The 25,934-nt window shown below is 69.1% G+C and carries 31 protein-coding genes; 18 read left to right on the top strand and 13 right to left on the bottom strand.

Annotated elements, in window-relative coordinates; translation table 11 throughout:
* Positions 1 to 3: 3 nt before the first annotated feature.
* Both JAP66_RS16120 and JAP66_RS16125 read right to left on the bottom strand, forming a co-directional pair.
* Positions 4 to 768, bottom strand: a complete 765-nt coding sequence (locus JAP66_RS16120; protein ID WP_199432552.1) for an LppU/SCO3897 family protein — start codon at positions 766 to 768, stop codon at positions 4 to 6.
* A gap of 150 nt (positions 769 to 918) precedes the next feature.
* Positions 919 to 1,749, bottom strand: coding sequence for a Bax inhibitor-1/YccA family protein (locus JAP66_RS16125; protein WP_199432553.1), 831 nt, complete (start codon positions 1,747 to 1,749; stop codon positions 919 to 921).
* 296 nt (positions 1,750 to 2,045) lie between these two features.
* Here JAP66_RS16125 and JAP66_RS16130 point away from each other — a divergent pair, with 296 nt between their 5' ends.
* From JAP66_RS16130 to JAP66_RS16145, 4 genes are all read left to right on the top strand, one after another.
* Positions 2,046 to 2,225 carry a hypothetical protein gene (locus tag JAP66_RS16130; RefSeq protein WP_199432711.1) on the top strand — a complete coding sequence of 60 codons (180 nt, stop codon included), beginning with the start codon at positions 2,046 to 2,048 and terminating at the stop codon, positions 2,223 to 2,225.
* Positions 2,226 to 2,227: 2 nt separating this feature from the next.
* Positions 2,228 to 2,965, top strand: coding sequence for a class F sortase (locus JAP66_RS16135; protein WP_199432554.1), 738 nt, complete (start codon positions 2,228 to 2,230; stop codon positions 2,963 to 2,965).
* Positions 2,966 to 3,058: 93 nt separating this feature from the next.
* The gene (locus JAP66_RS16140) at positions 3,059 to 5,053 is read left to right on the top strand and encodes an SDR family oxidoreductase (protein ID WP_199432555.1); all 1,995 of its coding nucleotides are present in this window, start codon (positions 3,059 to 3,061) and stop codon (positions 5,051 to 5,053) included.
* Between the two features lie 79 nt (positions 5,054 to 5,132).
* Positions 5,133 to 6,074, top strand: coding sequence for a coiled-coil domain-containing protein (locus tag JAP66_RS16145; RefSeq protein WP_199432556.1), 942 nt, complete (start codon positions 5,133 to 5,135; stop codon positions 6,072 to 6,074).
* Positions 6,075 to 6,134: 60 nt separating this feature from the next.
* On the opposite strand, the gene JAP66_RS16150 is transcribed toward JAP66_RS16145, so the two are convergent.
* From JAP66_RS16150 to JAP66_RS16175, 6 genes are read right to left on the bottom strand one after another with little or no spacing between them, the layout of a single operon-like run.
* Positions 6,135 to 7,454, bottom strand: coding sequence for an amidase family protein (locus JAP66_RS16150; RefSeq protein ID WP_199432557.1), 1,320 nt, complete (start codon positions 7,452 to 7,454; stop codon positions 6,135 to 6,137).
* A complete protein-coding gene (locus JAP66_RS16155; RefSeq protein WP_199432558.1) occupies positions 7,451 to 8,824 on the bottom strand; it encodes a PP2C family protein-serine/threonine phosphatase in 1,374 nt (457 codons plus the stop codon). The genes JAP66_RS16150 and JAP66_RS16155 overlap by 4 nt, the downstream gene beginning before the upstream one ends.
* On the bottom strand, positions 8,821 to 9,822 hold the full coding sequence (locus JAP66_RS16160) for an ATP-binding protein (protein WP_199432559.1): 1,002 nt from the start codon (positions 9,820 to 9,822) through the stop codon (positions 8,821 to 8,823). Before JAP66_RS16160 ends, JAP66_RS16155 begins: the two co-directional genes overlap by 4 nt.
* A complete protein-coding gene (locus JAP66_RS16165) occupies positions 9,819 to 10,244 on the bottom strand; it encodes an anti-sigma regulatory factor (protein ID WP_199432560.1) in 426 nt (141 codons plus the stop codon). Before JAP66_RS16165 ends, JAP66_RS16160 begins: the two co-directional genes overlap by 4 nt.
* Positions 10,241 to 10,618 carry an STAS domain-containing protein gene (locus tag JAP66_RS16170; protein WP_199432561.1) on the bottom strand — a complete coding sequence of 126 codons (378 nt, stop codon included), beginning with the start codon at positions 10,616 to 10,618 and terminating at the stop codon, positions 10,241 to 10,243. Before JAP66_RS16170 ends, JAP66_RS16165 begins: the two co-directional genes overlap by 4 nt.
* A gap of 12 nt (positions 10,619 to 10,630) precedes the next feature.
* Positions 10,631 to 11,473, bottom strand: coding sequence for an STAS domain-containing protein (locus tag JAP66_RS16175; protein WP_199432562.1), 843 nt, complete (start codon positions 11,471 to 11,473; stop codon positions 10,631 to 10,633).
* A gap of 150 nt (positions 11,474 to 11,623) precedes the next feature.
* Here JAP66_RS16175 and JAP66_RS16180 point away from each other — a divergent pair, with 150 nt between their 5' ends.
* On the top strand, positions 11,624 to 11,986 hold the full coding sequence (locus tag JAP66_RS16180) for an STAS domain-containing protein (RefSeq protein WP_199432563.1): 363 nt from the start codon (positions 11,624 to 11,626) through the stop codon (positions 11,984 to 11,986).
* Between the two features lie 224 nt (positions 11,987 to 12,210).
* Positions 12,211 to 12,888, top strand: coding sequence for a hypothetical protein (locus JAP66_RS16185; protein WP_235999048.1), 678 nt, complete (start codon positions 12,211 to 12,213; stop codon positions 12,886 to 12,888).
* A 24-nt stretch (positions 12,889 to 12,912) separates the two neighbouring features.
* On the opposite strand, the gene JAP66_RS16190 is transcribed toward JAP66_RS16185, so the two are convergent.
* Positions 12,913 to 14,106: a hypothetical protein gene (locus tag JAP66_RS16190; protein WP_199432564.1), complete on the bottom strand. Its 1,194-nt coding sequence runs from the start codon at positions 14,104 to 14,106 to the stop codon at positions 12,913 to 12,915.
* Between the two features lie 171 nt (positions 14,107 to 14,277).
* Positions 14,278 to 14,814, bottom strand: a complete 537-nt coding sequence (locus tag JAP66_RS16195) for an MmcQ/YjbR family DNA-binding protein (RefSeq protein WP_199432565.1) — start codon at positions 14,812 to 14,814, stop codon at positions 14,278 to 14,280.
* Positions 14,815 to 14,930: 116 nt separating this feature from the next.
* Here JAP66_RS16195 and JAP66_RS16200 point away from each other — a divergent pair, with 116 nt between their 5' ends.
* Positions 14,931 to 15,782, top strand: coding sequence for a VOC family protein (locus tag JAP66_RS16200; protein WP_199432566.1), 852 nt, complete (start codon positions 14,931 to 14,933; stop codon positions 15,780 to 15,782).
* A gap of 341 nt (positions 15,783 to 16,123) precedes the next feature.
* Here the strand turns inward: JAP66_RS16200 and JAP66_RS33555 are convergent, their stop codons facing one another.
* The 3 genes from JAP66_RS33555 to JAP66_RS16210 all read right to left on the bottom strand — a co-directional run bounded on the left by JAP66_RS33555 (position 16,124) and on the right by JAP66_RS16210 (position 18,348).
* On the bottom strand, positions 16,124 to 16,576 hold the full coding sequence (locus JAP66_RS33555) for a GvpU-like protein (protein ID WP_504957005.1): 453 nt from the start codon (positions 16,574 to 16,576) through the stop codon (positions 16,124 to 16,126).
* A gap of 507 nt (positions 16,577 to 17,083) precedes the next feature.
* Complete coding sequence (locus tag JAP66_RS16205; RefSeq protein ID WP_199432567.1) at positions 17,084 to 17,470, bottom strand: SCO5389 family protein; 387 nt, start codon at positions 17,468 to 17,470, stop codon at positions 17,084 to 17,086.
* A gap of 134 nt (positions 17,471 to 17,604) precedes the next feature.
* On the bottom strand, positions 17,605 to 18,348 hold the full coding sequence (locus JAP66_RS16210; RefSeq protein ID WP_199432568.1) for a GntR family transcriptional regulator: 744 nt from the start codon (positions 18,346 to 18,348) through the stop codon (positions 17,605 to 17,607).
* A gap of 142 nt (positions 18,349 to 18,490) precedes the next feature.
* Here JAP66_RS16210 and JAP66_RS16215 point away from each other — a divergent pair, with 142 nt between their 5' ends.
* The 11 genes from JAP66_RS16215 to JAP66_RS16260 all read left to right on the top strand — a co-directional run bounded on the left by JAP66_RS16215 (position 18,491) and on the right by JAP66_RS16260 (position 25,883).
* Positions 18,491 to 18,844 carry a hypothetical protein gene (locus tag JAP66_RS16215; RefSeq protein ID WP_199432569.1) on the top strand — a complete coding sequence of 118 codons (354 nt, stop codon included), beginning with the start codon at positions 18,491 to 18,493 and terminating at the stop codon, positions 18,842 to 18,844.
* Positions 18,845 to 19,247: 403 nt separating this feature from the next.
* Positions 19,248 to 19,370 (top strand): hypothetical protein, encoded by a 123-nt coding sequence (locus JAP66_RS32710; protein ID WP_268963242.1) that lies wholly within the window; start codon positions 19,248 to 19,250, stop codon positions 19,368 to 19,370.
* A gap of 49 nt (positions 19,371 to 19,419) precedes the next feature.
* Positions 19,420 to 19,689 carry a hypothetical protein gene (locus tag JAP66_RS16220; protein ID WP_210770219.1) on the top strand — a complete coding sequence of 90 codons (270 nt, stop codon included), beginning with the start codon at positions 19,420 to 19,422 and terminating at the stop codon, positions 19,687 to 19,689.
* A gap of 241 nt (positions 19,690 to 19,930) precedes the next feature.
* Complete coding sequence (locus tag JAP66_RS16225) at positions 19,931 to 20,143, top strand: hypothetical protein (protein ID WP_199432570.1); 213 nt, start codon at positions 19,931 to 19,933, stop codon at positions 20,141 to 20,143.
* A 153-nt stretch (positions 20,144 to 20,296) separates the two neighbouring features.
* Positions 20,297 to 21,718: an FtsK/SpoIIIE domain-containing protein gene (locus JAP66_RS16230; RefSeq protein WP_199432571.1), complete on the top strand. Its 1,422-nt coding sequence runs from the start codon at positions 20,297 to 20,299 to the stop codon at positions 21,716 to 21,718.
* 19 nt (positions 21,719 to 21,737) lie between these two features.
* Entirely contained in the window at positions 21,738 to 22,160 is a 423-nt protein-coding gene (locus JAP66_RS16235) for a hypothetical protein (protein WP_199432572.1), read from the top strand.
* Positions 22,157 to 22,390 (top strand): hypothetical protein, encoded by a 234-nt coding sequence (locus tag JAP66_RS16240; protein ID WP_199432573.1) that lies wholly within the window; start codon positions 22,157 to 22,159, stop codon positions 22,388 to 22,390. The genes JAP66_RS16235 and JAP66_RS16240 overlap by 4 nt, the downstream gene beginning before the upstream one ends.
* Positions 22,391 to 22,408: 18 nt before the next feature.
* The gene (locus JAP66_RS16245) at positions 22,409 to 23,095 is read left to right on the top strand and encodes a DUF2637 domain-containing protein (protein ID WP_199432574.1); all 687 of its coding nucleotides are present in this window, start codon (positions 22,409 to 22,411) and stop codon (positions 23,093 to 23,095) included.
* 102 nt (positions 23,096 to 23,197) lie between these two features.
* Complete coding sequence (locus tag JAP66_RS16250; protein WP_199432575.1) at positions 23,198 to 24,556, top strand: replication initiator; 1,359 nt, start codon at positions 23,198 to 23,200, stop codon at positions 24,554 to 24,556.
* Positions 24,553 to 24,729, top strand: coding sequence for a helix-turn-helix transcriptional regulator (locus tag JAP66_RS16255; protein ID WP_199432576.1), 177 nt, complete (start codon positions 24,553 to 24,555; stop codon positions 24,727 to 24,729). The genes JAP66_RS16250 and JAP66_RS16255 overlap by 4 nt, the downstream gene beginning before the upstream one ends.
* A complete protein-coding gene (locus JAP66_RS16260) occupies positions 24,729 to 25,883 on the top strand; it encodes a tyrosine-type recombinase/integrase (RefSeq protein ID WP_199432577.1) in 1,155 nt (384 codons plus the stop codon). Before JAP66_RS16255 ends, JAP66_RS16260 begins: the two co-directional genes overlap by 1 nt.
* Positions 25,884 to 25,934: the final 51 nt, after the last annotated feature.

Consider the following 25,934-nt stretch of genomic DNA (forward strand, 5'->3'; position numbering starts at 1 on the left):
GTATCAGGCGACGCTGGGTTCCCTGGCGCAGAGGACGGTGGGCGGGTCGGAGTAGACGACCGGGAACGTCGCCTCGGTGTCGGCACACGCGGCTTCCGGGCTGGTCTGCCCCTCGACGACCTTGAGGAACTCGACCTCCGCGCCGGGATCGGTGCACGCCACCCGCGAGTACCCCGCCGTGGGGGAGCTGACGTCCGCGAAGCAGTCGCCCTCCCTGGCGTTGATCATCAGGCAGAAGGTGTCCCCGCCCTCGTAGGAGATGTGGTCGTAGTCGCCCTCGGGGCAGTTGCCGTTCTCGCCGTCGACCTTGACCGCGACCTTGACGGTCGCGTCCTCGGCGTCACAGCTCACCTTGCTCGGCTGCTTGTCGGTGTCCGAGGAGAACTCCGGGACGTCGAGACAGTCGCCGACCTCGGCGTTCCACGCGGAGTTCTTGAACAGCTGCACGCCGGCGAGCGCGGCCGCGCCGACCACGAGGACGAGCAGCACGGGAAGGCCGATCTTCAGCCAGAGCAGCTTCTTCTTCGGCGGCTGCGGCCCGCCGGGCGGTGGCCCGAACCCGAGCTGGGGCTGGCCGTACGGCGGCTGCCCGTACGGTGGCGGCTGCTGCCCCGGTGGCGGCCCGTACGGCGGCGGTCCCGGGGGCAGCTGCTGGCCTGGCGGCGGCCCGTACGGCGGCGGTCCTGCCGGTGGCGGCCCACCCGGCGGTGTCCCGTACGGGTTCGGCGAGCCGGGCTCGGGCTGACCGGGCGGGGGCGGAACCGACACCAGGAACCTCACACAGATCTCAGGCGAAAGGGACGCCCGCCATCTAACACGCCGTGATCACACCGGCGTTCATTGACCCGTTCGGCCGAGCGCGAAAGGCGCCCGGCCGGCCGGGCGCCTTTCACATCGTCGAACTACCTCAGGCCGACGCTACTCACTATTCAGCGCGGCGAGCAGCCGGACCATCTCCAGGTACAGCCAGACCAGCGTGGTCATCAGGCCGAAGGCCGCGAACCAGGCCCACTTCGACGGCATGCCGTCGCGGATCATCCGGTCGGCCATGTCGAAGTCGAGCAGGAGCATGAACGCCGCGATACCGATGAACAGCAGGCTGATGCCGATCGCGAGCGGGCCCGTGCCGCGGATACCGATCCCCTCGCCGTTGAACATGCCGACGACGAGGTTCACCAGCATCAGCATGAACGCGCCCGCGGCGGCGCCGATGACCCACTTGGTCAGCTTCGGCGTCACCTTCACGGCACCGGTCTTGTAGACCACCAGCATCGCGATGAACACGAGGCCGGTCCCCAGGATCGCCTGCAGGGCGAGCGGCTGGCCGGGCGAGACGAAGCTCTGGAACACGCCGGTGAACGCACCGAGGAAGACACCCTCGGCTGCCGAGTAGGCAAGCGTGAGCGGACCGCTCGCCTTCTGCTTGAAGATGATGAACAGCGACAGGCCCAGCCCGACGAGCATGCCGATGATCAGCGCGCCGAAGACGGCGCCCATCGACCCCGCGGCCAGCTGTGACTGGGCCCAGATCGCGGTGGGCGCGCCGGTCAGCAGCGCGGTCCCGATGCACGCGCCGGTCTTCATGACGACGTCGTCGACCGTCATCGGCCGATCGGCCGCACCTGCCGGAGCCTGGGGCTTTCCGTACCCGGGCACACCGCCCTGCGGCTGGTTGAAGCCCGCGTACCCGCCGCCCGCCGCGGCGCCCCGCGGCAGGTTACGGAAAGCGGGGTTGCTAGAGGTTCGCACCTGATCCTCCTGGATCTCCCTGGCACTTGCTGTGGGTACAACGACCGCTCATGCCGGCCGGTTCCCGTCCGTAAAGGCAACTTTACTCACACTGATCCCGGGCAGTGTGGACCCGCGTCAGGATGACACGCCGCGACCGCTCGTCCTACGTCCACCCACTGGCCTATTGCCCCGTTCATACCGTTCGCGCGACTCTCACCAGGCGTATTCGGTTCGTCACCGAACGCGCGTCGGGGATCTCATCGTTCGTGTGCGGCCACGCCGCGCGCGGTTCCCCACGGGAGGGAAAGGGACGCATGGGGCGAACGACGCGGCTGGTCACGGCCTTGCGCCTGCCTGCGGTCTGCCTGCTCGGCGGCGAGCACGTGTTCTGTGTCTCCTTCGCGCTGCAGGCGCCGTACACCGGCGAGGTGTACGAACCGGGCGAGGAACTGCTCACCGGATGGGCCGCCCGGCGACGGCTCACCGGGCGGTGACGATGCGGCCGGGGCGAGGCCGGGCGCGGGCCTACCTGCTGGGCGCGGCCGGCCTGCTCGTCGCCGAGCTGGCCGTGACCGGTGTACTGCTGCTCCCGCCGGCGACGGCACCGACCGTGGTGGCGGGTGTCGCCGAGCCCGCGCCGGTCGCCACGCAGCCGGGACGGCGGGTCGTCCCGCCGGCCCCGCCGCCGGAGCCCGCGGCCGAGCGGGCACCGGCGACGCGACGGTCACCCACCGGGACGGCCGCACCGGCCGACGCACCGGCGCCCGCCACGCTGCCTGGCGACGAATCACCGGGCCGCCCGCCGGGCACCATCCGGCTTCCCGACGGCGGCACCGCGAGGCTCGTGCGCGGGGAGGTCGGGCCGGACGCGGTGCTCCCGGTGCCGGACGATCTCGGAGAAGCCACCTGGTGGGGCGCCGGCGTCGGCGCGCCCGGCGGGGCGAGCGTGTTCGCCGGCCACGTCGACTGGAACGGGCGCACCGGGCCGTTCGCGGAGCTGTGGGCCGCCCGGATCGGCGAGCGGGTCACCGTCGTCGACGAGGCGGGCACGGCATGGAACTACGACATCACCCGGATCGTCACGCTGGCCAAGGACGAGCTGCCCGCCAGGGCAGGTGAGCTGTTCGGCCAGAGCGGCCCGCACCGCATCGTGCTGGTCACCTGCGGCGGTCGCTGGCTCGGCGGCACCACCGGCTACGCCGAGAACCGGGTCGTGCTCGCCGAGCCGGGGTGAGCATCGCCGAACACCGGCGCGGGGATTCGACACGTGCGGCAGAATTGCCGCGTGTTGCTCTGTCTCGATCCACGGCGGTGAAGGGGTAAGCCAATGGCCACCTATCTCGTGACCGGGGCGACCGGACTGATCGGACGTCATTTCACCCGGCTGCTGCTCGAACGTGCGGACACCGAGCGGGTGACCCTGCTCGTCCGCGAACGCTCCCGGGAGCGCCTGGCCACGCTGGTGCAGGAGTGGCCGCATCCGGAGAAGGTCACGCTGGTGCCCGGCGACCTCGGCGAGGAGGCCCTCGGGGTCGACCCGCCCACCCGTGAGGAGCTGCGGGGACGGGTGGACCACGTCGTGCACCTCGCCGCGCTCTACGACCTGACCGCCGACGACGAGGTGAGCATCAGGGCCAACGTGGAGGGCACCCGGCACGTCATCGAGCTGGCCGCGGACCTCGGCGCCCGCTGCCTGCACCACGTGTCGTCGGTCGCGGTCGCCGGTGACTACGCGGGCATCTTCACCGAGGAGATGTTCGACGCGGGCCAGCGCCTGGTCACGCCGTACCACCGCACGAAGTTCGAGGCGGAGCGGCTGGTCCGCGAGCAGCAGGAGGTGCCGTGGCGGGTGTACCGCCCCGCCGTCGTCGTCGGGCACTCGGAGACCGGCGAGATGGACAAGATCGACGGCCCCTACTACCTCTTCAACGCGATCAGCCGCCTCGCGGCGCTGCCGAACGTGCCGGTCGTCGGACCGGACATCGGCGACACCAACGTCGTACCGGTCGACTACGTCGCGAAGGCGATGCTCGAACTGGTGACAAGGGACGGTCTCGACGGCCGCGCGTTCCACCTGGTCAACCCGGAACCGCAGCCGGTGGCTGCGGTCTACAACGCGTTCGCCAGGGCGGCCGGCGCCCCGACGATCGACCTCGAACTCGGCGAGGGCATCTCCCGCCGCGTGGTGAACCTGGTGCGCCTGAGCGAGCACGTACCGGGTGTCACGATCGCGCGCGATGCCGTGTTCGAGCGGCTCGGCATTCCGCCGGTGCTGCTGGAGACGCTGACGTTTCCCGCCGTGTTCGCCTCCGCCGCGACCCGCAGGGAGCTGGCCGGGTCCGGAGTGGACGTGCCGCCGCTGGAGCGCTACGCCCCGGCGCTGTGGCGGTACTGGCGTGAGCACCTGGACCCCTTCCGCGCGCGCAAGCACGGCCCGCGGGGTGAGCTGGACGGCCGCCGGGTCGTGATCACCGGCGCCTCGTCGGGGATCGGGCGCTCGACCGCACTGCGGATCGCCGCCGAGGGCGCGGTGCCGCTGCTCGTCGCGCGCAGGCGGCACGAGCTGGAGGAGGTGCGCGACGAGATCATCGCCGCGGGCGGGCAGGCCTCGGTCTACCCTGCGGACCTCACCGACGAGGAGTCGGTGCGCAAGATCGTCGACGCCATGCTCGCCGACCACGGCAGGGTGGACATGCTGGTGAACAACGCAGGCCGCTCGATCCGCCGGTCGGTGAAGCTCTCCTTCGACCGCTTCCACGACTTCGAGCGGGCGATGGCGATCAACTACTTCGGCGCGGTGCGGCTGATCGTCGCGCTGCTGCCGCACATGACCGAGCGCAAGTACGGGCACATCGTGAACGTGTCCTCGATCGGCGTGCAGGGCATCGCGCCACGGTTCTCCGCGTACGTGGCCTCGAAGGCCGCGCTCGACTACTTCAGCAAGATCGTGGCCACCGAGACGCACGGCGACGGGATCACGTTCACAACGATCCACATGCCACTCGTGCGCACCCCGATGATCCGGCCGACCAAGATCTACGACGCGTTCCCCACGAAGTCGCCGGAGCAGGCCGCCGACATGGTGGTCCGTGCGCTCAAGGACAAGCCGAAGCACATCGGCACCCCCGAGGGCTACCTGATCCAGGCCGCCTACGCGCTCGCGCCCGGCCTGGTGGACGCCATCGCCTACCAGGGGTATCGGGTCTTCCCCGACTCGGCGGCGGCGGGCGGCAGCGGCGGCCTCCGGATCGGCAAGGGAGACCGGCACCTGTCCAGGGCCGCGACCGCGCTCGTGAAGCTCACCCGGGGCTTCCACTGGTGACGAGAAAATCGTGAGCGAAGTCGGGCAAAGACCCCAGGCCTGGCGGCGATAACGCACCGTGCGCGGGTACGGTCATGACATGGCTTCCGAGCGAGACAACGGTCTTCTGCCGCTGCGACGGGAATTCAGCCAGGCCTGGCACGGGTTCGACCGCAACCAGGTCCTGCAGTACGTCGACCACATCGAGACGCAGCTGCGGCGGCTCATGTCCGATCGCGACTCGGCGCGCGCCCAGATCAACACGGTGTCCCGGGAGCTGGACAACGCTCGCCGGGAGATCAACAAGCTGCACGACCGGATCGAGGAGCTGAAGAAGCCGCCGGAGCGGATCGAGGACCTCGACGAGCGGATGCAGCGCACCGTCCGGCTGGCGAACGCGCGCGCGGAGGAGATCATCGCCCGCGCGCAGGAGGGCGCCGAGAAGCACTGGGCCGAGAGCAGCACGGTCTCGGACAAGCTGCACCAGCGGTACATGAAGCTGCTGGAGACGCTCGACGGTCATGCCGACGCGTTGCAGCGCGAGCACGAGGAGGCGCTCGCCTCGACCAAGGCCGAGGTGGAGAAGATGACCACCGAGGCCGTGCGGCGGCGGGAACGGCTCGACAGCGAGGCGGAGAACAGGCGCCGCACGATCGAGCGTGAGTTCGACGCGAAGATGACCGCGGAGCGCAACGCCCTCGACAAGTACATCGCCGACCAGAAGACCGCGAGCAAGAACCAGGCCGAGCGGCGGATCTCGGAGGCCACGACGGAGGCCAAGCGGCTGGTCGACGAGGCCGGCGCGGAGGCCGAGCGCATCCTCGACGAGGCGAAGGCCGAGGCAGAGCGCCGCACTACCGAGGCGAACGACACGGTGGAGCGGCTGGCGCGGATCCGCGAGGAGGCGCGCGCCCGGCTCAAGGAGGCCGACAAGGTGCTGAAGGAGGGCGAGTCGGCGCTCGTGCCGGTGCAGGACGAGGACGCCGACATCGCCGACCTGCCCGCCTCGCAGGAGCACGACGGGGTGCGGCTGCGCGCCTAGTTCGCGCCGACGTGCCCCGATGCGGCATTGGTCGCACCCGATGCCGCATTGGGACCTGCGCTAGCCGTTTCCGAGCCGTTCCAGTTCCGCCGCGAGCCCGAGCAGGGTGCTCTCCCCGCCGCGGGCGGCCACGAGCTGCACGCCGATCGGCAGGCCGTCCGGGCGCCGGCCCGCGGGCACCGACATCGCCGGGAACCCGGCGAGGTTCCACAGCCCGGCGAACCCGGCGAGCCCGATGGAGGGCAGCGCGTTGGCGGCCCACGACCGCGCGTGCCAGCGAGCGGCCTTCGGCGGCAGGGTCGCCAGCATGGGGGTCACCAGGACGTCGTGCGTGGTGAAGAACTCCTCTGCCCTGCTGGTCCATTCCCGCGCCGTGCGCTCACGCACGAGCCCGGCCCGGCGGACGGCGTCACCCGCGCGCACGTGGGCGCGGGTCCGCGGCTGGAGCTTCGCCCTGTCGAAGGACTCGGCCTGCTCGGCCGGTCCGGCGACCCAGCGGGTCAGCAGTCCGGCCGGGGCGGCGGCACCGTAGCGTGGCGAGGCGGCGCTCACCCGGTGCCCGGCGCCCGCGAGCAGTTCACCGACCCGCTCGGCGGCCGCGCGCAGCGGCCTCGGCACGGGCGCGCGGGTGAGCGGCACCCGCGAGGACACCGCGATCCGCACCGGGCCGGGCGTGGCCGTGCCTGCGAGGTCCGGGCGGTCGGCGAGCACGGCGAGCAGGGACGCGGCATCGGCCGCCGTGGTGGCCAGCGCACCGTGGGTGGACATCCCGAACCAGTGCGGCCCCGAGGTGTCGACGATCACGTCCCGGCCCGGCTTGATACCGAACAGGCCGCACATCGCGGCGGGCAGCCGGACGGAGCCGAGGCCGTCGGTACCGTGCGCCATCGGCACGAACCCGGCGGCGACGGCGGCCGCGCTGCCACCGGACGAGCCACCGGCCGTGTACGCAGGTTGCCGCGGGTTGCGCGTGATGCCGTCCGGTGTGTCGGTCATCGGCCACGCGCACAGCTCGGGCACCCGCGTGATTCCGACGATCACCGCGCCTGCCGCGCGCAGCCGCCGCACCACGTCGTGGTCGGCGGTGGCGGCCGGCGGGCCGGCCGCCCGCGAGCCCCACTCGACCGTCTCGCCCGCGACCTCCACCACGTCCTTCACCGCGACCGGCACGCCAGCCAGCGGCAACCGGTCGAGATCGGGCCGTCCGCGCAGCCCCTCGGCCTCGGCGAGCGCCTCGGGCCCGCGCACCCGCCGGAAGGCGCCGACGATGCCGTCGGCGGCGTCGATCCGCCGCAGCGCGTCCTCCGTGACGCGGACCGGGTCGAGTTCGCCGCGCCGGACGGCCGCCGCGATCTCCGCGCCGGTGGGCGTGGCGCTCATCGCGAGTCCCCGCGCCAGCGGCAGAGCAGCAGGCAGACGTCGTCATCGTGGTCGGCCGCGCCGAGCATGTCGCGCAGCACGTGCTCGGCACGCGCCTCGACGTGCTGGCCCGAAGCCGAGGTGAACGCCGCGGCCAGCCGCTCCAGGCCCGCGTCGATATCGCTGTTGCGGCGCTCGATGAGCCCGTCCGTGTAGAGGGCGATCGACGAGCCCGGCGAGAGCTGACGTTTGTGCTCGGGGATGCCGTGCTCGAAGTTGATGCCGAGCATCGGCGCGTGCTCGGCCTCCAGGAAGCGGACCTGGCCGTCACCGGCCTCCAGCAGAGGTGGCAGGTGCCCGGCGCTGGCCCAGCGCAGCATGCCGGTGGCCTTCTCCACCTCGACGACCACCGCCGTGGCGAAGAGCGTCGTCGGCCCCCCGCGGAGCAGCTCGTGCACCAGGCGCAGCGAGGTCGCCGGTCCGTGGCCCTCCAGCGCGTAGGCGTGCAGGGCGTTCTGCAGCTTCCCCATGACGACCGCGGCGTCCAGTCCGTGCCCGGTGACGTCACCGACGGTGAGCACCACCGTCCCGTCCGGCCGGGAGACGGCGTCGTACCAGTCGCCGCCGATGTGCACACCCCTGGTCGCGGAGCGGTACCGGGCGACGAGGTCGAGCTCTTCGTGCGGCGTCAGCCCGGGCAGCATCGCGTGCTGCAGCCGCTCGGCGAGCTCGTGCTCCCGCTCGTAGACGTTCGCGTTGCGCAACCCGACGGCCGCCCGGTCGGCGACGCCGCGGGCGAGCGCGACGTCCTCGTCACCGAACTCGGCGGCCCCGCGGTAGAGATCGAGCACGCCGAGTACGTGCGGGCCCGCCGTGAGCGGCACGCTCACACGATGGTCACCGTCGCGGACCGTCTCCCGCGACCGGACCGCGGCGCGCGTTGTGGTGTCCGGCTCCCGCTCCGGGTCACCGGCCCCGAGCAGGCCGGTCTCGGTCATCGTCCAGACGTCGACGTGGTCGGCGAAGTCCTGCCTGCGCAGCAGGCGCGCGACCACACCGAGCACCTCGGCCGGGTCGAGTGAGGTCGCCGAGGCGCGGCTGACCTCGTCCAGGAAGGCGTTGCGCTGCCGCTGCCTGTCGATCTCGGTGTGCAGCGCCAGCAGCCCCGCGTTGGTCTGCTCCAGTTCGGACTGGTGCCAGCGCAGCTCCAGCTCCTGTTCCCGGGCGACGTCCACCAGCTCGCGCATGGCACCGGCGAGCGCGCCACCGGACTCGAACTCCGCGAGCAGCGGCTCCCAGGATTCGGCGGAGAGGCGTCTGCCGCGCAGCGCCTGCTCGAGCTCGGCGCGCAGCTCGGCAGCGCTGCGGGTGTCCCGCCTGCCTGCGTTCACGACGTGTCACCTCCGGCGATCACCACCACGCATGCATCATCGCGTCGCCGGGCGTGCTGGCCAAGTAGCCAGCCCGCCACGGTCGCGGGATCGTGCCGGAGAACACCTGGCCAGTCGGCCGGGTTCCACCGCCCCGCGATGCCGTCGGTGTGCAGCACCAGCATGCTGGTGGCCGACCAGGGCCGTACCAGCGGCTCGTGCCTGCGCATCTGCCGGGGCCGCTTGCCGACGATCCCGGGCATCGACACCAGCGTCTCGCCCATCGCGCCACCACCCCCGTAAAGCCGGGCGGCGATGTTGCCGATGCCGCTGAACCGCAGCCGCTGCCGCGCGAGGTCGAACTGCGCCACAGCGACCGTCGCGCCGCGGGTACCGCCCATGTCCGCGTCCATCGCGGCGAGCACCTGGTCCGGCGACCCGGCCGCGCCCGCGCAGACCTGTGCCATCGCGGCGGCGCTGGCGGCCGCGGCTCCCGGGCCGTGGCCGAGGCCGTCACTGATACCGAGGGTGGTGACGCCGCCGGTCTCGGCGACGGCCCACGCGTCGCCACTGACGGTCTCGCCCGGTGAGGTGTACTCGGCGGCGCCGAGCCGTACACCGAGCGGTTCGGGCTGCGCCACGTGCCAGCGGGCGAGCACCGTGGTGCCCTGCTGGAGCCGGGAGCAGATGTCGAACCGGTCGGCGAGGCGGCGGATCGCGCCGAGGCCCGTCCCCAGCGTGCCGGTGCTGGAGTAGCCGTCCCGGAGGCACTCGTCGACCCGCCTGATCCCGGGGCCGCGGTCGGTGGCCAGCAGGTCGAGCCCGGCAGGCTGCACCTCCGCGGAGAACAGCCCGTCGAGTGCGTACTTGACCAGGTTGCTGGCCAGTTCCGAGGCGGCGAGCGCGACCCGGTCGACGGACGGTCTCGGCAGGCCCACGGCACGAGCCGTCGACGTGGCCACGTTGCGAGCCCTGGCGATGTGCACCGGCTGCGTGACGGCGATCGTGGTGCCGCTCATCGGGCCGCCGGGCCGGCGGCCACGAACGTGACCGTCACCGTCGTGCCCTCGCCCCGGGCGGTCTCCAGATCGAACTCGTCGGCGAGCCTGCGGGCCCCGCTCAGGCCGAGTCCGAGGCCACCTGCACTGCTGTAGCCGTCCCGCAGGGCCAGCTCCACGTCACCGATGCCGGGACCCTTGTCGTGGAACCTCAGCCGCAGGGCGGTCGACCCGACCCGCTGTTCGAGCTCGATCTCCGCGACGCCGCCACCGCCGTGCTTGAGCGTGTTGCGGGCGAGCTCGCTCGCGGCGGTCACCAGCTTCGTCTGGTCGACGAGCGAGAACCCGACCGATACCGCCACCTCGCGAACGGCCTGCCGTACCTGAACGATGCCGATCTCGGCACGGATGGGCACCTCGCGCACGGTGGGAACGGTGGTCATGCCCCCTCCGCGCGCCGGGCGATGGAGGCACCGCCGAACATCGACAGGCCGTCGGACACCGAAAGCGCCGTCCGGAGCCCGTTCAGGGTCAGGCCGAGCTCCACGAGCGTGATGGCGACCTCGGGCCGCATGCCCACGACCACCGTCTCCGCGGCGAGCAGGGAGGTCACGCCCGCGATCTCGTGCAGGGTCCTGGCGAGGAAGGAGTCGACGATCTCCAGCGCCGAGATGTTGATGAGCACGCCCCGGGCACCACGCTCGGCGACCTGGGTGGTCAGGTCCTGCTGCAGCGCGATGGCGTCATGATCGGTCAGCTCACCTTGGATGGTGACGAGCAGGACACCGTCCAGCTCGATCACGGAGGTCGCGCTCATCAGTGTTCACCCCTAACGGTGCTGGTCGGCCACTACGGCCATCCCGGTTTCGTGCAGGGCATATCCGAGTGCGTCGGCCAGGCTCGCCCGCGTGGCCAGCTCGCCGAGGTCGATGCCGAGTTGCACCATCGTCTGCGCGATCTGCGGGCGGATACCGCTGATGATGCACTCCGCCCCCATCAGCCGCGCCGCCATCGCGGTCTTCAGCAGGTGCTGGGCGACCATGGTGTCCACGGCGGGCACGCCGGTGATGTCCAGGATCGCCACCCGCGCCTGCTGCGCGACGATCTGCTCCAGCAGGTTCTCCGTCGCGGCCTGGCTGCGCATGCTGTCCAGCGTGCCGATCAGCGGGATCGCGAGCACGCCGTCCCACAGCTTTATCACCGGGGTCGACAGCTCGGTGAGCTGCTCCCGCTGCGACCGGATGGTTTCCGCGCTGGACTCCAGCTCCATCTCCAGCAGCAGCAGGCGCAGCGTGTCGACCACCGTGGACAGCGCCACGGCACCGTCCGCCGCCATGTCCGCCGGCTTGTCGTGCTCACTCCAGAGGCGGAGCAGGGGTGCCTTCAGGGCCGCCACGTCCGGGCGACCACCCTGGCCCGCGGCCACACCCGCGACCAGCGGACCGAACACCGACCGCGCCGCGGAGAAGCCCTCGTCGGCCGGATCGCCCTCGGCACCCTCACGGATCGCCTGCGCGACGCCGGTGAGCAGTTCGGCGCACTCGTCCTCGGTGTCGGCGGGATCGGCATGCCCGAAGACGGCGGCCGCCGACCACGCCCGCACGATGTCCTGCCACCGCGCCCGGAGGAATTCGGCGAGTTCCTCGCGTACCGGCTGGGCTGTCAGAGTCATACTGAAGCTCCCGATCGAGATGCACGTGGCTGCGTACACACTCACAAGTTGGTTGCGTGCTGGCAAACTTAGGGTACGACTTGGTATGCCTCCGGTTGGGGTAGCTGGCTGGTGCAGGCAACCACACACGGCGTCAGGAGAGCGCAAAAGATGACGGACGGCAACCGCGAACCGAATCCGGCGGCGGCCTCGACCGTGCACGCCGAGCTCATCAGCAGCGAAGGCCGGATCACCCTGACCGGCGAGATCGACCACGGTGTGGCGCCGGAACTGGATGCCGCACTGGAACGGTTGCTCTCCGCCGGGGCGGACCGGCTCGTTGTCGACTTCGCGAAGCTGTCCTTCTTCGACTCGGCCTGCATCAGCGCGCTGGTGCGCGCGCACGCCACGGTGACCGACCGCGGTGGCACCGTCAAGATCGTCAACGTGGACCGCTTCGCGCACCGGGTCCTGCAGATCGCGGGCCTGCTTCCGCTGTTCGAGATCGTCCCCGCACAAGGAAACGGCGGCTGACTCCGGGCTCGCTTGCCTTGGTCGCTACCGCCACGGGCCTGCTCCGTGTATTGTCGAGTCGGCGCCGTCCTGCGCCGCACCCCCGTTACCGGTGCTCACGCCATCGGCTCGTGGGGGCAAAGGGGACCTCGAGTTCTCGGGACGCCGGTGACATGCCCCATTCCGGCGGGGCCGACGGGAGCGTGAGTCCCGTGGTCGCGCCGTGTCGTATCAGGGAGCATGTGATGACCAGGCAGAAGTCGTTCAAGACCCGCGTCCGGACCCGCGCGGACAAGACCGGCGAGAGCTACACCACCGCCCGGCGCCGGATTCTGGAGAAGTCGGACACCGCGCCACAGTCCGCGCCGCCTGTCGCCGTCCAGCCCCAGCGAGGGTCCGAGGCTGCTCTCCGCGAGCGCACCGGACGCGGCTGGGACGAGTGGTTCGCACTGCTCGACACGTGGAATGCCACCGAGCACACGCACACCGAGATCGCCCGCCACCTCGTCGAGGAACATGGGGTCGACGGCTGGTGGGCGCAGAGCGTCACGGTGGGATACGAGCAGGCTCGCGGGATGCGTGCACCCGGCCAGAAGAGCGACGGCTACTTCGGCATCAGCCGGAGCAAGACCGTCGCCGTGCCCGTCGAGCGGTTGTTCACGGCGTTCACCGATTCCCGGCTGCTCGAACGGTGGCTGCCCGGCGTCACGCTGAACGTCCGAACCGCCACGGCACCCAAGTCGTTCCGCGCGGACTGGGTGGACGGCTCGACACGGATCGTGGTCGGCTTCATCCCGAAGGGTGACGCGAAGGCCGTGGTAGCGCTACAGCACGAGAAGCTGACCGACGCGCAGGAGGCCGCGCGGATGAAGACCTTCTGGGGCGAGCGGCTCGCCGCGCTCAAGGAGGCCCTGGAAGCCTGATCCGGTACGGCCGCGGTGGTGCGGTCAGCGGCGGCTCCGCACCGCGCGCACCACCCGGCCCGCCCGGCGGCGGCCGACCCGGTAGAGCTGTGCCGCCAGGTCCCTGGCACCGGCCGGTGGCCGGGGGCCTTCGAGGTGCCCCTTCAACTCGCGGATCCGCTGGTGCTGCACGCTGCTGTGCCGCAGCAGGCCGGTCGCCGCGCGGATCGCGGCGGGCGCCAGCTCCGCCTCGGTCAGCCCGGTCGGAGATACGTAGCCGGATTCGGCGTTCTCAGCCGGCATGAGCTCCTCGAGGTCACCCTCGACGTGGTAGCCGGCTCGCTTCAGCTCGTCGATGAGATCGCGCGAGCGCTGCCGCACCCAGTCGGCGCGCTCGGGCGGAAGGCTCAGGCCGGGTGACTGCCGCCCCAGGATGTTCTCCGCGAGCTGGATGCGGACGAGCTGGTCGTAGCTGTCGGCAGGCAGGTCGGCAACGTCGGCGTTGATCCGCCGCAGCAGCTCGGTCTCGGCCACTCCCATCGAGGAGTTGGACCGCGGGACCGTGGTGTCGTATCCTTCCGGGTCCAGGCCGGTGACCTCGCAGAACCGCCGCCAGAGCGTGTCCCGGGGCGCTCCCTGCTGGGGCACCGTGACGATGTGGATGTTCTCCCGCGGGACGACCTCCGCCCAGTTCTGCAGTACGTAGGCGGCGTCGTGCAGACCCCAGAACATCTCGCCGAACGGCTCGGGTGCGTCGAAGCCCTTCTCGACGAGGTCGCCGACGAAGTCCTCGAGCGTCACCAGGTGCTTGTGCTTGATGTGCTCCTGCCAGTCGGAGACGAGCTGGCGCGCGAGATCCCGTGCCGAGAAGATGACGTGGACCTCGGCAGGCTGCACGCTGGCCAGTCCTGCCTTGATCCGCTCGACGGTCGCGCCACCGAGCAGCTCGTTGGAGACGATCACCGTGGAGCCCGACCAGGCCCGGCAACGCTCGGCGACCCGGTCCCAGGTCCCGGCGTGCTCGCCGGGGCCACGCCCGGCCCAGCCGATCCCGCGGAAGTCGATCGTGGAGCGGAAGGAGTCTCCGTGCTCGTCGTAGGGGTACAGCACACCGTTGCCGGCCAGCGCTTTCCGGTTCTGCTGCAGCACGAGCTGGAGGTACGTCGTCCCGGTCTTCGGTGCACCGACGTGGAAGTAGACATGTTTCCCATGCGGCTGCGCCGAGCCGGGCGTCTGCACGATGCTTCGCCTCCCAGAATTGCGTTTGCGCAATGGTAAGTGATGCGATATCGAGCGGGACGGCGGTGTCACATCTCGTGAGTGCGCACGCGAGTTAGAACACTGTTACGCACTCACGACCGGTGACGTGCGGAAACAGTGCGCCCTGGTCCGCTCCCGGCCGCGCGGGAGTCAGCGGAAGGACTTGCCCTGCCGCGCCAGCGCCTCGGCCAGGATGCGTACCGCCTTCGGGCCGACACCGTGCAGTGCGAGCAACTCCTTCTCGGTACGGCTGGCGACCTCGTCGAGAGTGCCCAAGCCGGCTCCCAGCATGGCCTGCGTCGCGGGCCTGCCGATGGCGGCGGGCAGGTCGCCGTCCTGCTGCCCGACTCCCGCGTCGGCGGCGGCGAGCGTGGCCGCCAGCCGCTTCGGTGCGCGGCGGAACCATGCCGCGCGGACCAGGGCATTGAGATCCTTGCCGTTGATGTCGGCCAACTGAATGCGGAAGCCGATGGGAGTGCCCATCCGGACCAGGCGCTCCCCCGCCGGGTGCGCCGAGAGCGCGGCCTCGGCATCGTCGGGTGACAGCTGCAGCTGTACCTGGCCGTCCTTGGTCACCGAGGCGAAGCCCTTGCCGCGCACCGAGAACGCGACCATGCCGAAGTGGGTGCCCTCCTCGACCTCCGGGAGGGCGAGCGCGGCCTTACGCAGATGCGACAACGTCGTCATGGAACCCGATATTAGGCATCCGCACCGACATCGACCGGCGCGCGGCGGAACGCAGGCGAGGCGTTTTGTCGGACCCCTCCTCTACGTTCGATGAGCCGACGACGAAGGAGACACACATGGCCGAAGTGCGCACCTACCCTGCCGGGGTGACGTCCTGGATCGACCTGGAGGTGAACGACGTCGAGGCCGTGAAGGCGTTCTACGGGGATCTGTTCGGATGGAGCTTCTCGGACGCCACGGCGCCGGGTGCGCCGTTCCGATACGTGATCGCGCGACTCGACGGTCAGGATGTCGCCGGCGTCGCAGGCCCGGCCGATCCGGCGGAACCGCGAACGTCAGCCGCTTCGTGGAACACCTACATCGCCGTTGACGATGCTCAGTCCACCGCCCGGTTGGTCGCGTACTCGGGCGGTCGCGTTGTCTCGCCGCCGGCGTCGGCAGGAGAGGGTGGGGTGTCGGCGGTGTGCGCCGACCCTGCCGGCGTCGAGTTCCGGCTGTGGCAGGCGAACAGGCGACCGGGAGCGCAGCTGACCAACGCCCCCGGCGCGTGGAACTTCAGTGACCTCCATGCGGCCGATCCCGCCGAGTCGAGTTCCTTTTACCGAAGGGTCTTCGGATGGGAGTTCGAAGACCTCGGCTACGCGACGATGATCCGCCGCCCGGGATACGGAGAACATCTCGCCGGCACGGTGGACCCGGACATCCACGAGCGGCAGGAAGGGTTCGCGCCACCCGGTTTCGCCGACGCGATCGGCTGGCTCGTTCCACTCGCAGCAACCGAGCGTTCGCACTGGCATGTCACGTTCACGGTGGCCGACCGCGACAAGACGGCCGCCATCGCGGAACGACTCGGCGGCACCGTGGTGACGACCTCCGACACCGAATGGACCAGGGCCGCCGTGCTCCGCGACCCGTGGGGTGCCGAGTTCACCGCCAGTCAGTTCACCCCGCCGCCGTCCGCGTCCTGACGCGGGAGCGCCCGACGATCACCCGGACCGCGGGATTACCTCACCGACCAGCGGGAACAGTGCCCCCGACGGGACTCGAACCCGCACTGCGTCGATTTCCGCGCGGCCAAGGTCACCGTTTCTCGTCGTCTGCCGATGCGCGCCCTCACCTGCTTAGTTCGCGACAGCAAACGGTGGCGGTCACTGAGCGTTGACCGTCTTCTTCCAGTCATTGTGGGGCATAAGTGGGGCACTTGATCTTGATCTTGTCAACGGTGGAGGCAGAAGATGTCCAGTTGCATTGTGCCGCCGAGCTACCTGACTCGGCGGCACATCTGCTGTCGGAATGTTGAGACGCCCGGCTACCCCACTGACATGTGGCCTGGATTCCAACCAGCAACATCCACTAAGCGTCCACGCCAGTGCGCACCCTCCTGCGGAGCCATTTGTGCGCCGACAAAGAACCGTGCATTACGGAGGTGAATGAACCCAGTCACTGGCTTATCTGTATCATCCTGCGAGTCATCATGTTGCGAGTCATCCTCACTTGGGGAGTCAGTTGAGTCAACGTCGTCGTATTGTCGTCTCACCTGATTGAAAAAATGCGCGAACGGAGCCTCTTCCTCACTGCCCGAAGCTTGCTGGAAGAGATCGGCTACCTCACTCATCCAGAGGCGGCCCGGTATCAGCTGCCCTGTGACCATTCCTGAGGGCATGCTGAGTGTAATACCCATAGAGGCATCACTAGATTGAGCATTTATGATTTCGACGAGGTATCTCAGGACGTGATCGACGTCGTCGTCTAGGGTGTTCAAGAGCTGATGCCCCTCTCGTAGTTGCGCTTACTTGCCCTCCCATCGATCCGTCGGAGGTTTTTGTTTCAAGACGCGACCCGCTTGCTGGTCATCCCGTCGCCTGATGGCGTCTCGATCACGCCGTGTCGGGGCCGCAACCGTGGCTGCCATCCGCCGGGCCGAACTTGCCAGGCTTGCGGTCCCGGCGCGGTGTGATAGCCATCAGGGCAGGCGACGGGATGACCAGCTGGTGACCAGCCACTCCCCCGGTCCCGTAGCACTCGGCTCGCGCTTGGGCCCATCCCGGAGCCTGCCCGCCCGGCGAGGGCATCTGTTCACAGCTTCCCTGTTTGGCGGCCCCTCCGGCGGGTGGCCGCTGGCCGCCTCACGGCCGACGCCCGCGGAGGACCGGCGGCAGCCGCACGCCTCCGCTGGGGCGTCGGCCATGAGCACAGAGGCCAGCGGCCCCGGAGGGGCCGCCTTGAACAAGTAAGGAAACTCTGAACACGGCAGGCTGTCGCCGGTCGATCAGCAGTTCAGCAGCTCCGGCTTCTGATTGAGCACCTGGGCGCGGGCGGAGGTGAACTCGGCGTACTCCTTGGTGGCCGTGGGCTGGAACAGGCCGACCTTGCAGCAGTTCTGGAAGGCCAGCCGGGCGCCGAAGTGCTTCTCGACGGCTGAGCGCATGGAGTCGCTGGCGACCAGCCGGAAGAGCTGTCCCCATGCCTCTTCGGTCGGCGGGACCTCTTCGTTGACTGCGAACGGCTCGCCGTTGGACTGGAGATCCTTCGCCACGTTGGAGACGACAGACCACGCATAGGGCAGTGATTCCTGGATGCACCGGAGGAAGTCGGCGTCGTTGATGTCTCCTGCTTCGGCTTGCGCCTGAAGGGCAGCCGGAACGTTGAGCGACACTTGCTCTCCTTAGTTGAAGACGGTTGTCATCTTCATTCTTCCCACACGGAGAGCCGCCGCGAAAGGCAAACAACCCGACCAGACGAGCAGTCCAGCCGGGTTGCTACCAACCGTGATTGACGAACGGGCAGCCTTCACTCCGCCGGGAGCGGGTCCACCTTCGTGACGTACTCAAGCTTGTACTGGTGCGCGGCCAGCAGAATGTCCGCTGTCTCTAGCGGCCGGTCTTCGCGGTAGGCGATGCGCACGATCACTACCACCGGGATACCTGGCCGCAAGTTGAGCTTCTCGGCCTCTGACGGCCGTGGCATCCGGGAGTGCAGTCGCTCGACAACGGTCGTCGGCCGGAGGCCGATCGAGGTGAACCGGTCGATGATGCCCGCCCCCATCAGCGGCCCTTCTTCTGGCTTCTCGATCGGGGTGCCTTGCGTGATCGCCAGCGGCTCGAACGAGGCCACCGTCATCATCGGCTCGTCGTCGGCGTAGGACACGTAGTCCGTGCGCATCACCTCGTCCCCAACGCCGATCTTGAGCCTGTGGGCCGTCTCCAGCCCCGCGCGATCCGGCTTCGTCTCGTGGGTGTACCGCGGGACGCGCTCGGTGGCGATCGCCTCTTCCGCAAAGGGCGCTCCTGGATCCGAGCGGTAGTGCAGGGATGCCCGTCGGATGAGCGGATCGTAGAGCCGGACTGTTGCCCGGCCGCCCTGCACCCGGTTGATCAACCCTTCCGCTTCAAGCAGGTCGAGGGCGCGGCGCACGACGATCCGGGATGCCCCGAACGTCTCGCACAACTCCTCCTGCGTTGGCAACCGCTCCCCCGGCTCCAGCGTCCGCGCGAGGATCTGATCGCGAACAGCGGCCGCGATGCGCTCGTACATGTGCTCCGGCTCTGGGTCATTCATGCTGGTCACACCCCTTCTTCAATCTTGGTATGCCAAGTGCTTGCGTCGCCTTCTGTCGCTGCGCTACAGTCTTGGCATACCAACTCGGTTGGCATACCAAGACTACCAAGGAGCGCACATGCGGAACATCCCGATCAACCTCGGTGGCTACCGCCTTCAGGTGACGGAGGCACCGGAGATGAAGGTGCGAAAGGGCGACAACGGCAAGGACGAGGTGGTCACGGACGCGAACGGGGTGACCAAGTTCGTGGTGGGCCTGTTCGCGAAGAAGCGGCAGGAGTCGGGTGAGCGCCGCGAGAAGGGCGAGGAGATCCGCGTGACGCTGGACTCCGACCCCGGCCACGAGGTCAACGACGGTGAGCTGGTGGAGCTGATCGACCCTCGGGTGACGCCGTACTCGATGAAGAACGAGCGCGGCGAGACGGTCTCCGGTGTGGCGTTCGCAGCCCGCGGGCTCAAGCCGGTCACCTAGCCCGCTTTCAGTCATTTCTGAATAGCCCTCCCTTTTCACGGTAAGTAGCCCGTTCGAGTCGGGCGAGGGCGCTCCTGTGTTCTTTGACAATTCCAGAGTGGGCCGAGCTATGTTTAAATTCGCGCTTATTTGTGGTAGCGCGCCTTGATTCCCGGCGCATTCTTCCGGGGGTCTTGGGGTTCCACCACAAAGTACCCGTCCGTAACCAGTTAGTGAGGTGAAACCGATGACGAGCCGTCTTCTGACCGGCGATGGCGTGTGCACGTTCGATCCGCACGGCGTGAAGCGGGGTGCGTGATGAGCGGGCATGCGTGTTCAGCGAATTTCTGGCTGTCACCGTCACGAATTGCCACGTGCACGGTGTGCGGCCGTCAATGGCCGATGTGAAAGGACACCGATTTCGATGATCGTGAGTTTTCTGCCGTATGTGATCTGGCTGGCGCTGGTGGCGTGTCTGCTGGCCGCGATGCCGCTGGTTGGGTTGCTCGCCCTGGCCGGTGGCGCGGTCGTGGTGGCCCGCACCTGAGTCCGCTGGAAACGGCACAACCACAACGTAGCGAGGAAGGACAGAGATTGTGCAGTCGCAGGTAGTGAACAACCACGCGCGTAAGCGGTATGCGGAGTTTGAGTCCGCGATCGGCACGGCCCGGCTGGCGCTGGACGAACTGATCAAGTTCTCGAAGACCCTCTCGGACAAGTCGGACACCCGGTTTCAGGGCTGGCAGGTGCCGACCAAGGTCGAGATCGCCGCGGCGCTGCGCAAGGCCAGCAACGATCTGGACGCCCTGCGCAAGCACGCGACCGAGTACAAGGCCGAGCTGGTCTCTCGAAGCTGGCGGGTCTAACGGGAAGGCGGCACTGATGGCCAAGAGAGACGAGGGCTATACGCATGTGGTGGCGGAGCGCTCCCACTGGTCGGGTCGCGTGACCGCGCTGTGCGGGGACACCGCTGAGCCTGGTGAATACAACCCGTACTGGTTCCGCCCGCTGTTTGCGAACTGGTGCCCGACCTGCCGACGCCTAGAAAAGCGCGGTAAGGCGCACTCCTGAGACCGCCACATTCATTGGAGAGAAAGGACGTTGATCGTGAGTCGTTCGCATCAGTTGGATCGCCGGGTCGAGGACGTGGAGAAGGCGATGAAAGAGCTTCGCCGGACGATGCGCGCCACCCAGATTCGCACCGCGGGATTTAAGAAACACCACGACACCGCGGCCCGGTCGGTCGCCACCGTCCTCACCCGTCTTGAGGACGCCGCACCGCTGACCGAGAAAACCACCAAACGCCGCCGCACCCGCTGAGCCGGAGCGCGCGTGCACCCACCACCGCACCACCCACAACAGCACACCAGGGACAGAACAGGGCCGTAACCGCTGGCGATCAGGTGCCGGGGAGTTGCGGCCCTGTTTGTGCCCGCCCGCCCCCAGTTTGATCGCGAGGAGCTGTAGGTACTGATGGCAACCCAGACCAAGAAGACGCGAGGGATCGAGGCCAAGGCCGCGCTGTGGCTGGCCCGGCACCCCGGCATGATCGCCACCCCCACCACCGTCACCACCGCCCTTACCCAGTTCGGGCCGGTGACCACCGGAAGTGTCGCGGCAGGCGTCGTGGCCGCCGGGCTCGGCTGGTACCGCGCCGACCCGGACTCCTACTGCCGCATCGCCGCCCCGCGGCTGCGATCGGTGCGGCGGCGCTGGACCCGCTACCACGGGCACCTGTGGCGTAAAACCCTCGACGCGTGCGAACTCACCACCGATGACCGGCGCACCGGCGCTGTGCTGGTGCCGCGGGTGCTGCGGGTGTCCTCCCCCACCCCGTCGATCGACATCGTCCGGGTCAAGATCTGCCGCGGACAGAGCCTGCGGGTGTTCCAGGACCGCCGGGATGAACTCTGCTCCGCCCTCGGCGCGGACGTGCTCGGGATCGAGAAGACCAAACCGCGGGTGCTGACGTTGACGCTGGTGCACGGCAATCCGTTCGACACCACCGTGCCCGCCGTGGACATCCCCGACGAGACCAGCGACGTGGATCTCGGCGCGGTCGAGCTGGGCGACACCGAGTACGGCCGCCCCTGGACCGAGCCGCTGATCGGGCAACACTGGTTCGGCTGCGGCGCCACCGGCTCCGGCAAGTCCGGGTTCATCTGGAACGCGCTGCGCTCACTCGGACCGATGATCCGCGACCGGCAGGTCCGGGTATGGCTGATCGATCCCAAGGGCGGCATGGAAACCGAACGTGCCCGCCCCCTGTTCGAAGACCGCTACGCCACCTCCGCCCCCACCGGCGATGACGACGAGGACGACGGCGCGGACACCATGCTGGCACTGCTGGAACGCTTCCGCGACGAGATGAAAGCCCGGCAGGAGCACCTGCGCAGCCAGGGCAAACGCAAGTTCGCCGTCGGCCTGGACACCCCGCTCGACGTGCTCATCATCGATGAGCTGGCCATGCTCACCGCCTTGGCCGGCCGCGGCATGACCGCCCAGATGAACCGGGTCCTGGCCGAGATCCTGACCCAAGGCCGCGCATGCGGCTTCACCGTGTGCGCCTACGTGCAGGAACCCACCAAAGACGTCGTGCCGGTGCGGGATCTGTTCACCCGCCGCTTCTGCCTGCGCACCACGTCCGCGTCCTATGTCGACATGGTGCTCGGGGAAGACGCCCGCCTCCGCGGCGCGATGGCCGACGAGATTCCCGAAACCGAGGACTACGCCGGAATCGGCTACCGCACCACCGAGAAGTCCCGCAACCCTATCCGCGTCCGCCTCGGTCACGTCACCGACGAGGACATCGACCAGCTCGTGCGCCTCTGCACTCCCGACACCACCGACGACGACACCGCCGGAGTGGTCCTGCGCTTCGCCGCCACCGCCTAACCCCCCGGAAAGGACCCCGATGACCACCGCCATCACACCGCTGGGCAATGTCGCGAAACTCGCCCTCGTCGCCCGGCGCCACGTCACCACCACCCCGGCCCCGGAGCCCTGCACGGTCACGCTCTACCCGCACGATCAGACGATCAGCCTTCAACCCCGCGTTCGCTACGAACCGGTCGCGGTGCTCGGGGCGCTACTGATCTGGACCCACCGCCTCACCGGCATCATCGGGCGCTGGTGGCACACCCCCGGCGGCGTCCTGCACATCACGCTGACCGGCCGCGGGCCGTACGGCACCCGCATCAAGGTTTACAGCGGCTTCCCCTACGAGCAGGCCAGCACGCACCTGCGACTCGAGCAGGGCCGCCGGGAGTCGGTCACCCCCGACGAGCTGTACCGCCTCGCCCTCACCCTGCGCACCCGAGAAAGGGACACCCCATGATCACCCTCGCGTTCCTGGGCCGCTGGCTCAAACTGGCCGCCCTCACCGCCCTGGCCCTGGTGATCGAGTACGGCGTCACCACCACCGCCGGATGGTTCGCCCTCACCGCTGGTCTGACGCTGGCCGTGTTCGGACTGCTCACCGCCGCTCTGTTCACCGAGTGGCGGCATCAGCACCGCGGCGGCGGCGCCTACCACTACCAGATCATCCGCCACACCGACCACGAATAGAGCAAAGGAGGTGTCTCAATGTCCACGCCGGACAGTCCCGCCGAACGCCCGCACCGCGTGGCGGACGCTATCCGCATCCTGATCACCGTGATCCTCGGGGGCATCGGCGCGGCTGCCGGGTTCAAGCACACCCACGACTGGGCCGTCGCCAACGGCCAAACCGGCTGGCTCGCCTGGGCCGACGCCGTCGTCATCGAGGGCATGGCCGTCGTCGCCGGGTTCGAAATCCAACGCGACCACCAACATCAGACCCGCACCCGCCGGATCACCTTCCCCGTCGTAGTGCTGGTGGTCGCCTTCGGAATCCAGATGGCCGCCCAAGTCGCCCTCGCACCCCGCACGGTGGCCGGATGGCTCCTCGCAGCCATGCCCGCCCTCGGCTTCCTCGTCGTGGTCAAACTCCTCATGCGCCGCACACCGCCACCCACACCGGCAGGTGCGTCGGCCCCGACCCCGCCGTCGCAGCCAGCCACCACACCCACACGGCAGGACTCGTCACCGGCTCCCGCTGCCGGAACGGTGCTGGCGCGCTTGCCGGCCACCGCCCGCACAGCGATCACCGACGCCACCGCCACCGCTCATCAGCAAGGCCGCCCCGTCACCGCCGACGAGCTCACCGAACGGATCACTCTGCCGGACGCGGTGCTCCCGGCGCTGGTGGACGAACTCAACGCCACCGTCAATCACCATCCGCTCACCGCCTGACGAACCATCCGCTTCGCTTCTCGCCTCCCGCACACCCAGGGCAGGCCACGGCATCCCGCTGTGGCCTGCCCTGCCGTTTTGCGCGCTGTGAATGGAGACCCGATGTATCCCGAGCACGACCCCACATCGCTGGCCGACCGCGTACAGCAGCGACTTACCCATCCGCATTACCGGCGCTGGCGCACCCACGTGGAAGCCGTCGGCGGCTGCTCCAAGCCGGTGCACCTCACCGGGCACCGCACCATCACCGACGCTGCCACCGGCACTGTCCTCGACCGGCACAGCGGCACCGTGTTCACCCCCTGCGGCAACCGCCGCGAGAGTGTGTGCCCGGCCTGTTCCGACCGCTACGCCGCGGACGCCTTCCACCTGCTGCGTAGCGGCATGTCCGGCGGCAAAACCATCCCCGAGACGGTGGCCGACAAACCGCGGGTGTTCGTCACCGTCACCGCCCCCGGCTTCGGCCCCGTGCACACCCGGCGCACCACCACAGGCGGGAAGGTCATCCCCTGCCGCTGCGGCGAGCATCACAACCCCGCCGACACTCGCCTCGGCACCGCCATCGATCCCGAGCGCTACGACTACCGCGGCGCGGTGCTGTGGCAATACCACGCCGGGGCACTCTGGCACCGGCTGATCATCACCATCCGCCGCACCCTCGCCGCGACCGCTGGGATCCGGGTCAAAGACCTCCCCCAGCACGTCCGGCTCTCCTACGCCAAGGTCGCCGAATACCAGAAGCGCGGGCTGGTGCACTTCCACGCCGTGTTCCGCCTCGACGGCCCCGACGGACCACACGACTCCGCTCCCGCCTGGGCCGACTCCCGCACCCTGACCCGCGCGATCAACACCGCGGTGGCCGCTACCGAGCTACACCGCACGCTCACCCTCGACGGGCAACCCGAACGGCACACCTTCCGCTTCGGCACCCAGCTCGACACGCGCGCCATCCGCCCTGCCCATGCCCACCGGATCGAGGACGACGGCGGGGACATCACCGATCGCGCCCTGGCCGGATACATCGCCAAGTACGCCATCAAAGGCACCTCAACCAGCGAAGTCCCCGACCGGCCGATCCGCTCGGAACGCCACATCGATCTCGTACCGGTGCACCCGCACCACAAACGCATGATCACCACCGCATGGGAACTCGGCGGCAACGACGACGTGGGCCTGCTGCGCAAGTGGGCGCACATGTTCGGCTTCCGCGGTCACTTCCTCACCAAAAGCCAGCGCTACTCGCTGACCTTCCAGCACCTACGCGGCACCCGCCGGGCCTGGCAGCAGCACCAAGCCCTCGATGACCTCGGCGCCAGCGAAGACACCGTGCTCGTGATCAACCACTGGCGACACACCGGCAACGGCTACGCCAGCGAGGCCGAACGCGAACTCGCAGAAGCGATCTACCAGCGCAAACGCCAGCACCGCCAACACCGCCACGAACAGGAGAAGCACCCATGAGCACCAAACTCTGGACCATCAACGACCTCGCCGACCACCTCGGCGTACCCGTCAACACCCTCTACCAATGGCGCACCAAAGGCTACGGCCCGACCGGCCGCCGCATCGGCAAGTACGTCCGCTACCGCCCCGAAGACGTCGACACCTGGATCGAACAACAGGGGGGAGCCTGATGGGCAGGCCACCGTTAGCCGTGGGGACTCACGGCGCGATTCGCTTCACGAAGCTCACGAAGGGCTACCGCGCGAAGGCACGTTTCCGCGGCTATGACGGCGTGATCCGGGATATCAGCCGCTCAGGATCGAGCAAAGTCAAAGCTGAACGAGAACTCAAACTCGCGATCTCACAGGAGTTGCAGACCCCCGGCGGCGGTGACATCACCGCGAAGACCCGCTTCCGGGAGGTGGCTGAACACTGGCTCGCGTCACAAGAGCGGCGGGTAGCTGACGGCCAACGCGCTACGGGCACGCTCGACAATTACAGGAGCATGCTGAACAACCACGTTCTGCCTGCGCTCGGCGAACTGCGACTTCACGAGGTCACCGTGCCCCGGCTGGACAGGTTCTTCCCGGCCGTCCGGGTGAAGTCCAGCGCCGCTCACGCACGTACTGCTCGCGCGGTGGTCAGTGGCGTCCTGCGCTACGCCGCTCGGCATGGCGCGATTACGGCCAACCCGGTCCGCGAGATCGAGCCGATCGAGGGTGGTACACGGAAGAAGTCACGGGCGCTGACCCCCGAAGAACGTCGCGCCTGGCTCGCCCAGTTGGAGCTCGACCCGAAGGCTGCTGGCAAAGACTTACCTGATTTGACCCGGTTCATGATGGCGACCGGCGTCCGGATCGGTGAAGCGCTGGCGCTGTACTGGGAAGACGTGCACCTCGATGCAGGTACTGTCTTCGTAGGCTGGACGGTGGTGCGTGTACGCGGCGAAGGCTTGCGGCGCACTGACCCGAAGTCGGCATCTGGCGAAAGGCTGCTCACGCTGCCCAGCTGGGCACTGGACATGCTCCGGCAGCGTCGCAAAGTCGCGGAAGCCGAGAATCGGCCACCCGATAGCCCTGTCTTTCCCGATACCTACGGCGGGCTCCGTGACCCATCCAACACGCGGCGTGCGCTTCGGGAGGCAAGGGGGAGCGACGGGTTCGCGTGGGTCACTTCACATGTGTTCCGTAAGACGGCCGCTACGATCCTGGATGAGGCGGGGCTGACGGCCAGGGTGATCGCTGATCAGCTCGGGCACTCGCGGCCGTCGCTGACACAGGATGTGTACATGGGCCGCGGGGCCACCTCGCCGGACGCGGCGGCGGCCTTGGAGAGCGTCTTGTGAGGGTTCGAGCGTTTGTGGGGCATAAGTGGGGCACTTGATCTTGGTGCCTCA

The sequence above is a fragment of the Qaidamihabitans albus genome (genome assembly GCF_016464705.1).
GTDB classification, from domain to species: Bacteria; Actinomycetota; Actinomycetes; order Mycobacteriales; family Pseudonocardiaceae; genus Qaidamihabitans; species Qaidamihabitans albus.

Bases quoted from the DNA above. Each gene is read 5' to 3' on its own strand.
- JAP66_RS16170 (WP_199432561.1), bottom strand. From the start codon at position 10,618: ATGAGCGCGACCTCCGTGATCGAGCTGGACGGTGTCCTGCTCGTCACC.
- JAP66_RS16150 (WP_199432557.1), bottom strand. From the start codon at position 7,454: ATGAGCGCCACGCCCACCGGCGCGGAGATCGCGGCGGCCGTCCGGCGC.
- JAP66_RS16245 (WP_199432574.1), top strand. From the start codon at position 22,409: ATGTCCACGCCGGACAGTCCCGCCGAACGCCCGCACCGCGTGGCGGAC.
- JAP66_RS16230 (WP_199432571.1), top strand. From the start codon at position 20,297: ATGGCAACCCAGACCAAGAAGACGCGAGGGATCGAGGCCAAGGCCGCG.
- JAP66_RS16215 (WP_199432569.1), top strand. From the start codon at position 18,491: ATGCGGAACATCCCGATCAACCTCGGTGGCTACCGCCTTCAGGTGACG.
- JAP66_RS16175 (WP_199432562.1), bottom strand. From the start codon at position 11,473: ATGACTCTGACAGCCCAGCCGGTACGCGAGGAACTCGCCGAATTCCTC.
- JAP66_RS16210 (WP_199432568.1), bottom strand. From the start codon at position 18,348: ATGTACGAGCGCATCGCGGCCGCTGTTCGCGATCAGATCCTCGCGCGG.
- JAP66_RS16260 (WP_199432577.1), top strand. From the start codon at position 24,729: ATGGGCAGGCCACCGTTAGCCGTGGGGACTCACGGCGCGATTCGCTTC.
- JAP66_RS16180 (WP_199432563.1), top strand. From the start codon at position 11,624: ATGACGGACGGCAACCGCGAACCGAATCCGGCGGCGGCCTCGACCGTG.
- JAP66_RS16145 (WP_199432556.1), top strand. From the start codon at position 5,133: ATGGCTTCCGAGCGAGACAACGGTCTTCTGCCGCTGCGACGGGAATTC.
- JAP66_RS16185 (WP_235999048.1), top strand. From the start codon at position 12,211: ATGACCAGGCAGAAGTCGTTCAAGACCCGCGTCCGGACCCGCGCGGAC.
- JAP66_RS16135 (WP_199432554.1), top strand. From the start codon at position 2,228: ATGCGGCCGGGGCGAGGCCGGGCGCGGGCCTACCTGCTGGGCGCGGCC.
- JAP66_RS16195 (WP_199432565.1), bottom strand. From the start codon at position 14,814: ATGACGACGTTGTCGCATCTGCGTAAGGCCGCGCTCGCCCTCCCGGAG.
- JAP66_RS16130 (WP_199432711.1), top strand. From the start codon at position 2,046: ATGGGGCGAACGACGCGGCTGGTCACGGCCTTGCGCCTGCCTGCGGTC.
- JAP66_RS16200 (WP_199432566.1), top strand. From the start codon at position 14,931: ATGGCCGAAGTGCGCACCTACCCTGCCGGGGTGACGTCCTGGATCGAC.
- JAP66_RS16160 (WP_199432559.1), bottom strand. From the start codon at position 9,822: ATGAGCGGCACCACGATCGCCGTCACGCAGCCGGTGCACATCGCCAGG.
- JAP66_RS16235 (WP_199432572.1), top strand. From the start codon at position 21,738: ATGACCACCGCCATCACACCGCTGGGCAATGTCGCGAAACTCGCCCTC.
- JAP66_RS32710 (WP_268963242.1), top strand. From the start codon at position 19,248: ATGATCGTGAGTTTTCTGCCGTATGTGATCTGGCTGGCGCTGGTGGCG.
- JAP66_RS16140 (WP_199432555.1), top strand. From the start codon at position 3,059: ATGGCCACCTATCTCGTGACCGGGGCGACCGGACTGATCGGACGTCAT.
- JAP66_RS16255 (WP_199432576.1), top strand. From the start codon at position 24,553: ATGAGCACCAAACTCTGGACCATCAACGACCTCGCCGACCACCTCGGC.
- JAP66_RS16250 (WP_199432575.1), top strand. From the start codon at position 23,198: ATGTATCCCGAGCACGACCCCACATCGCTGGCCGACCGCGTACAGCAG.
- JAP66_RS16165 (WP_199432560.1), bottom strand. From the start codon at position 10,244: ATGACCACCGTTCCCACCGTGCGCGAGGTGCCCATCCGTGCCGAGATC.
- JAP66_RS16240 (WP_199432573.1), top strand. From the start codon at position 22,157: ATGATCACCCTCGCGTTCCTGGGCCGCTGGCTCAAACTGGCCGCCCTC.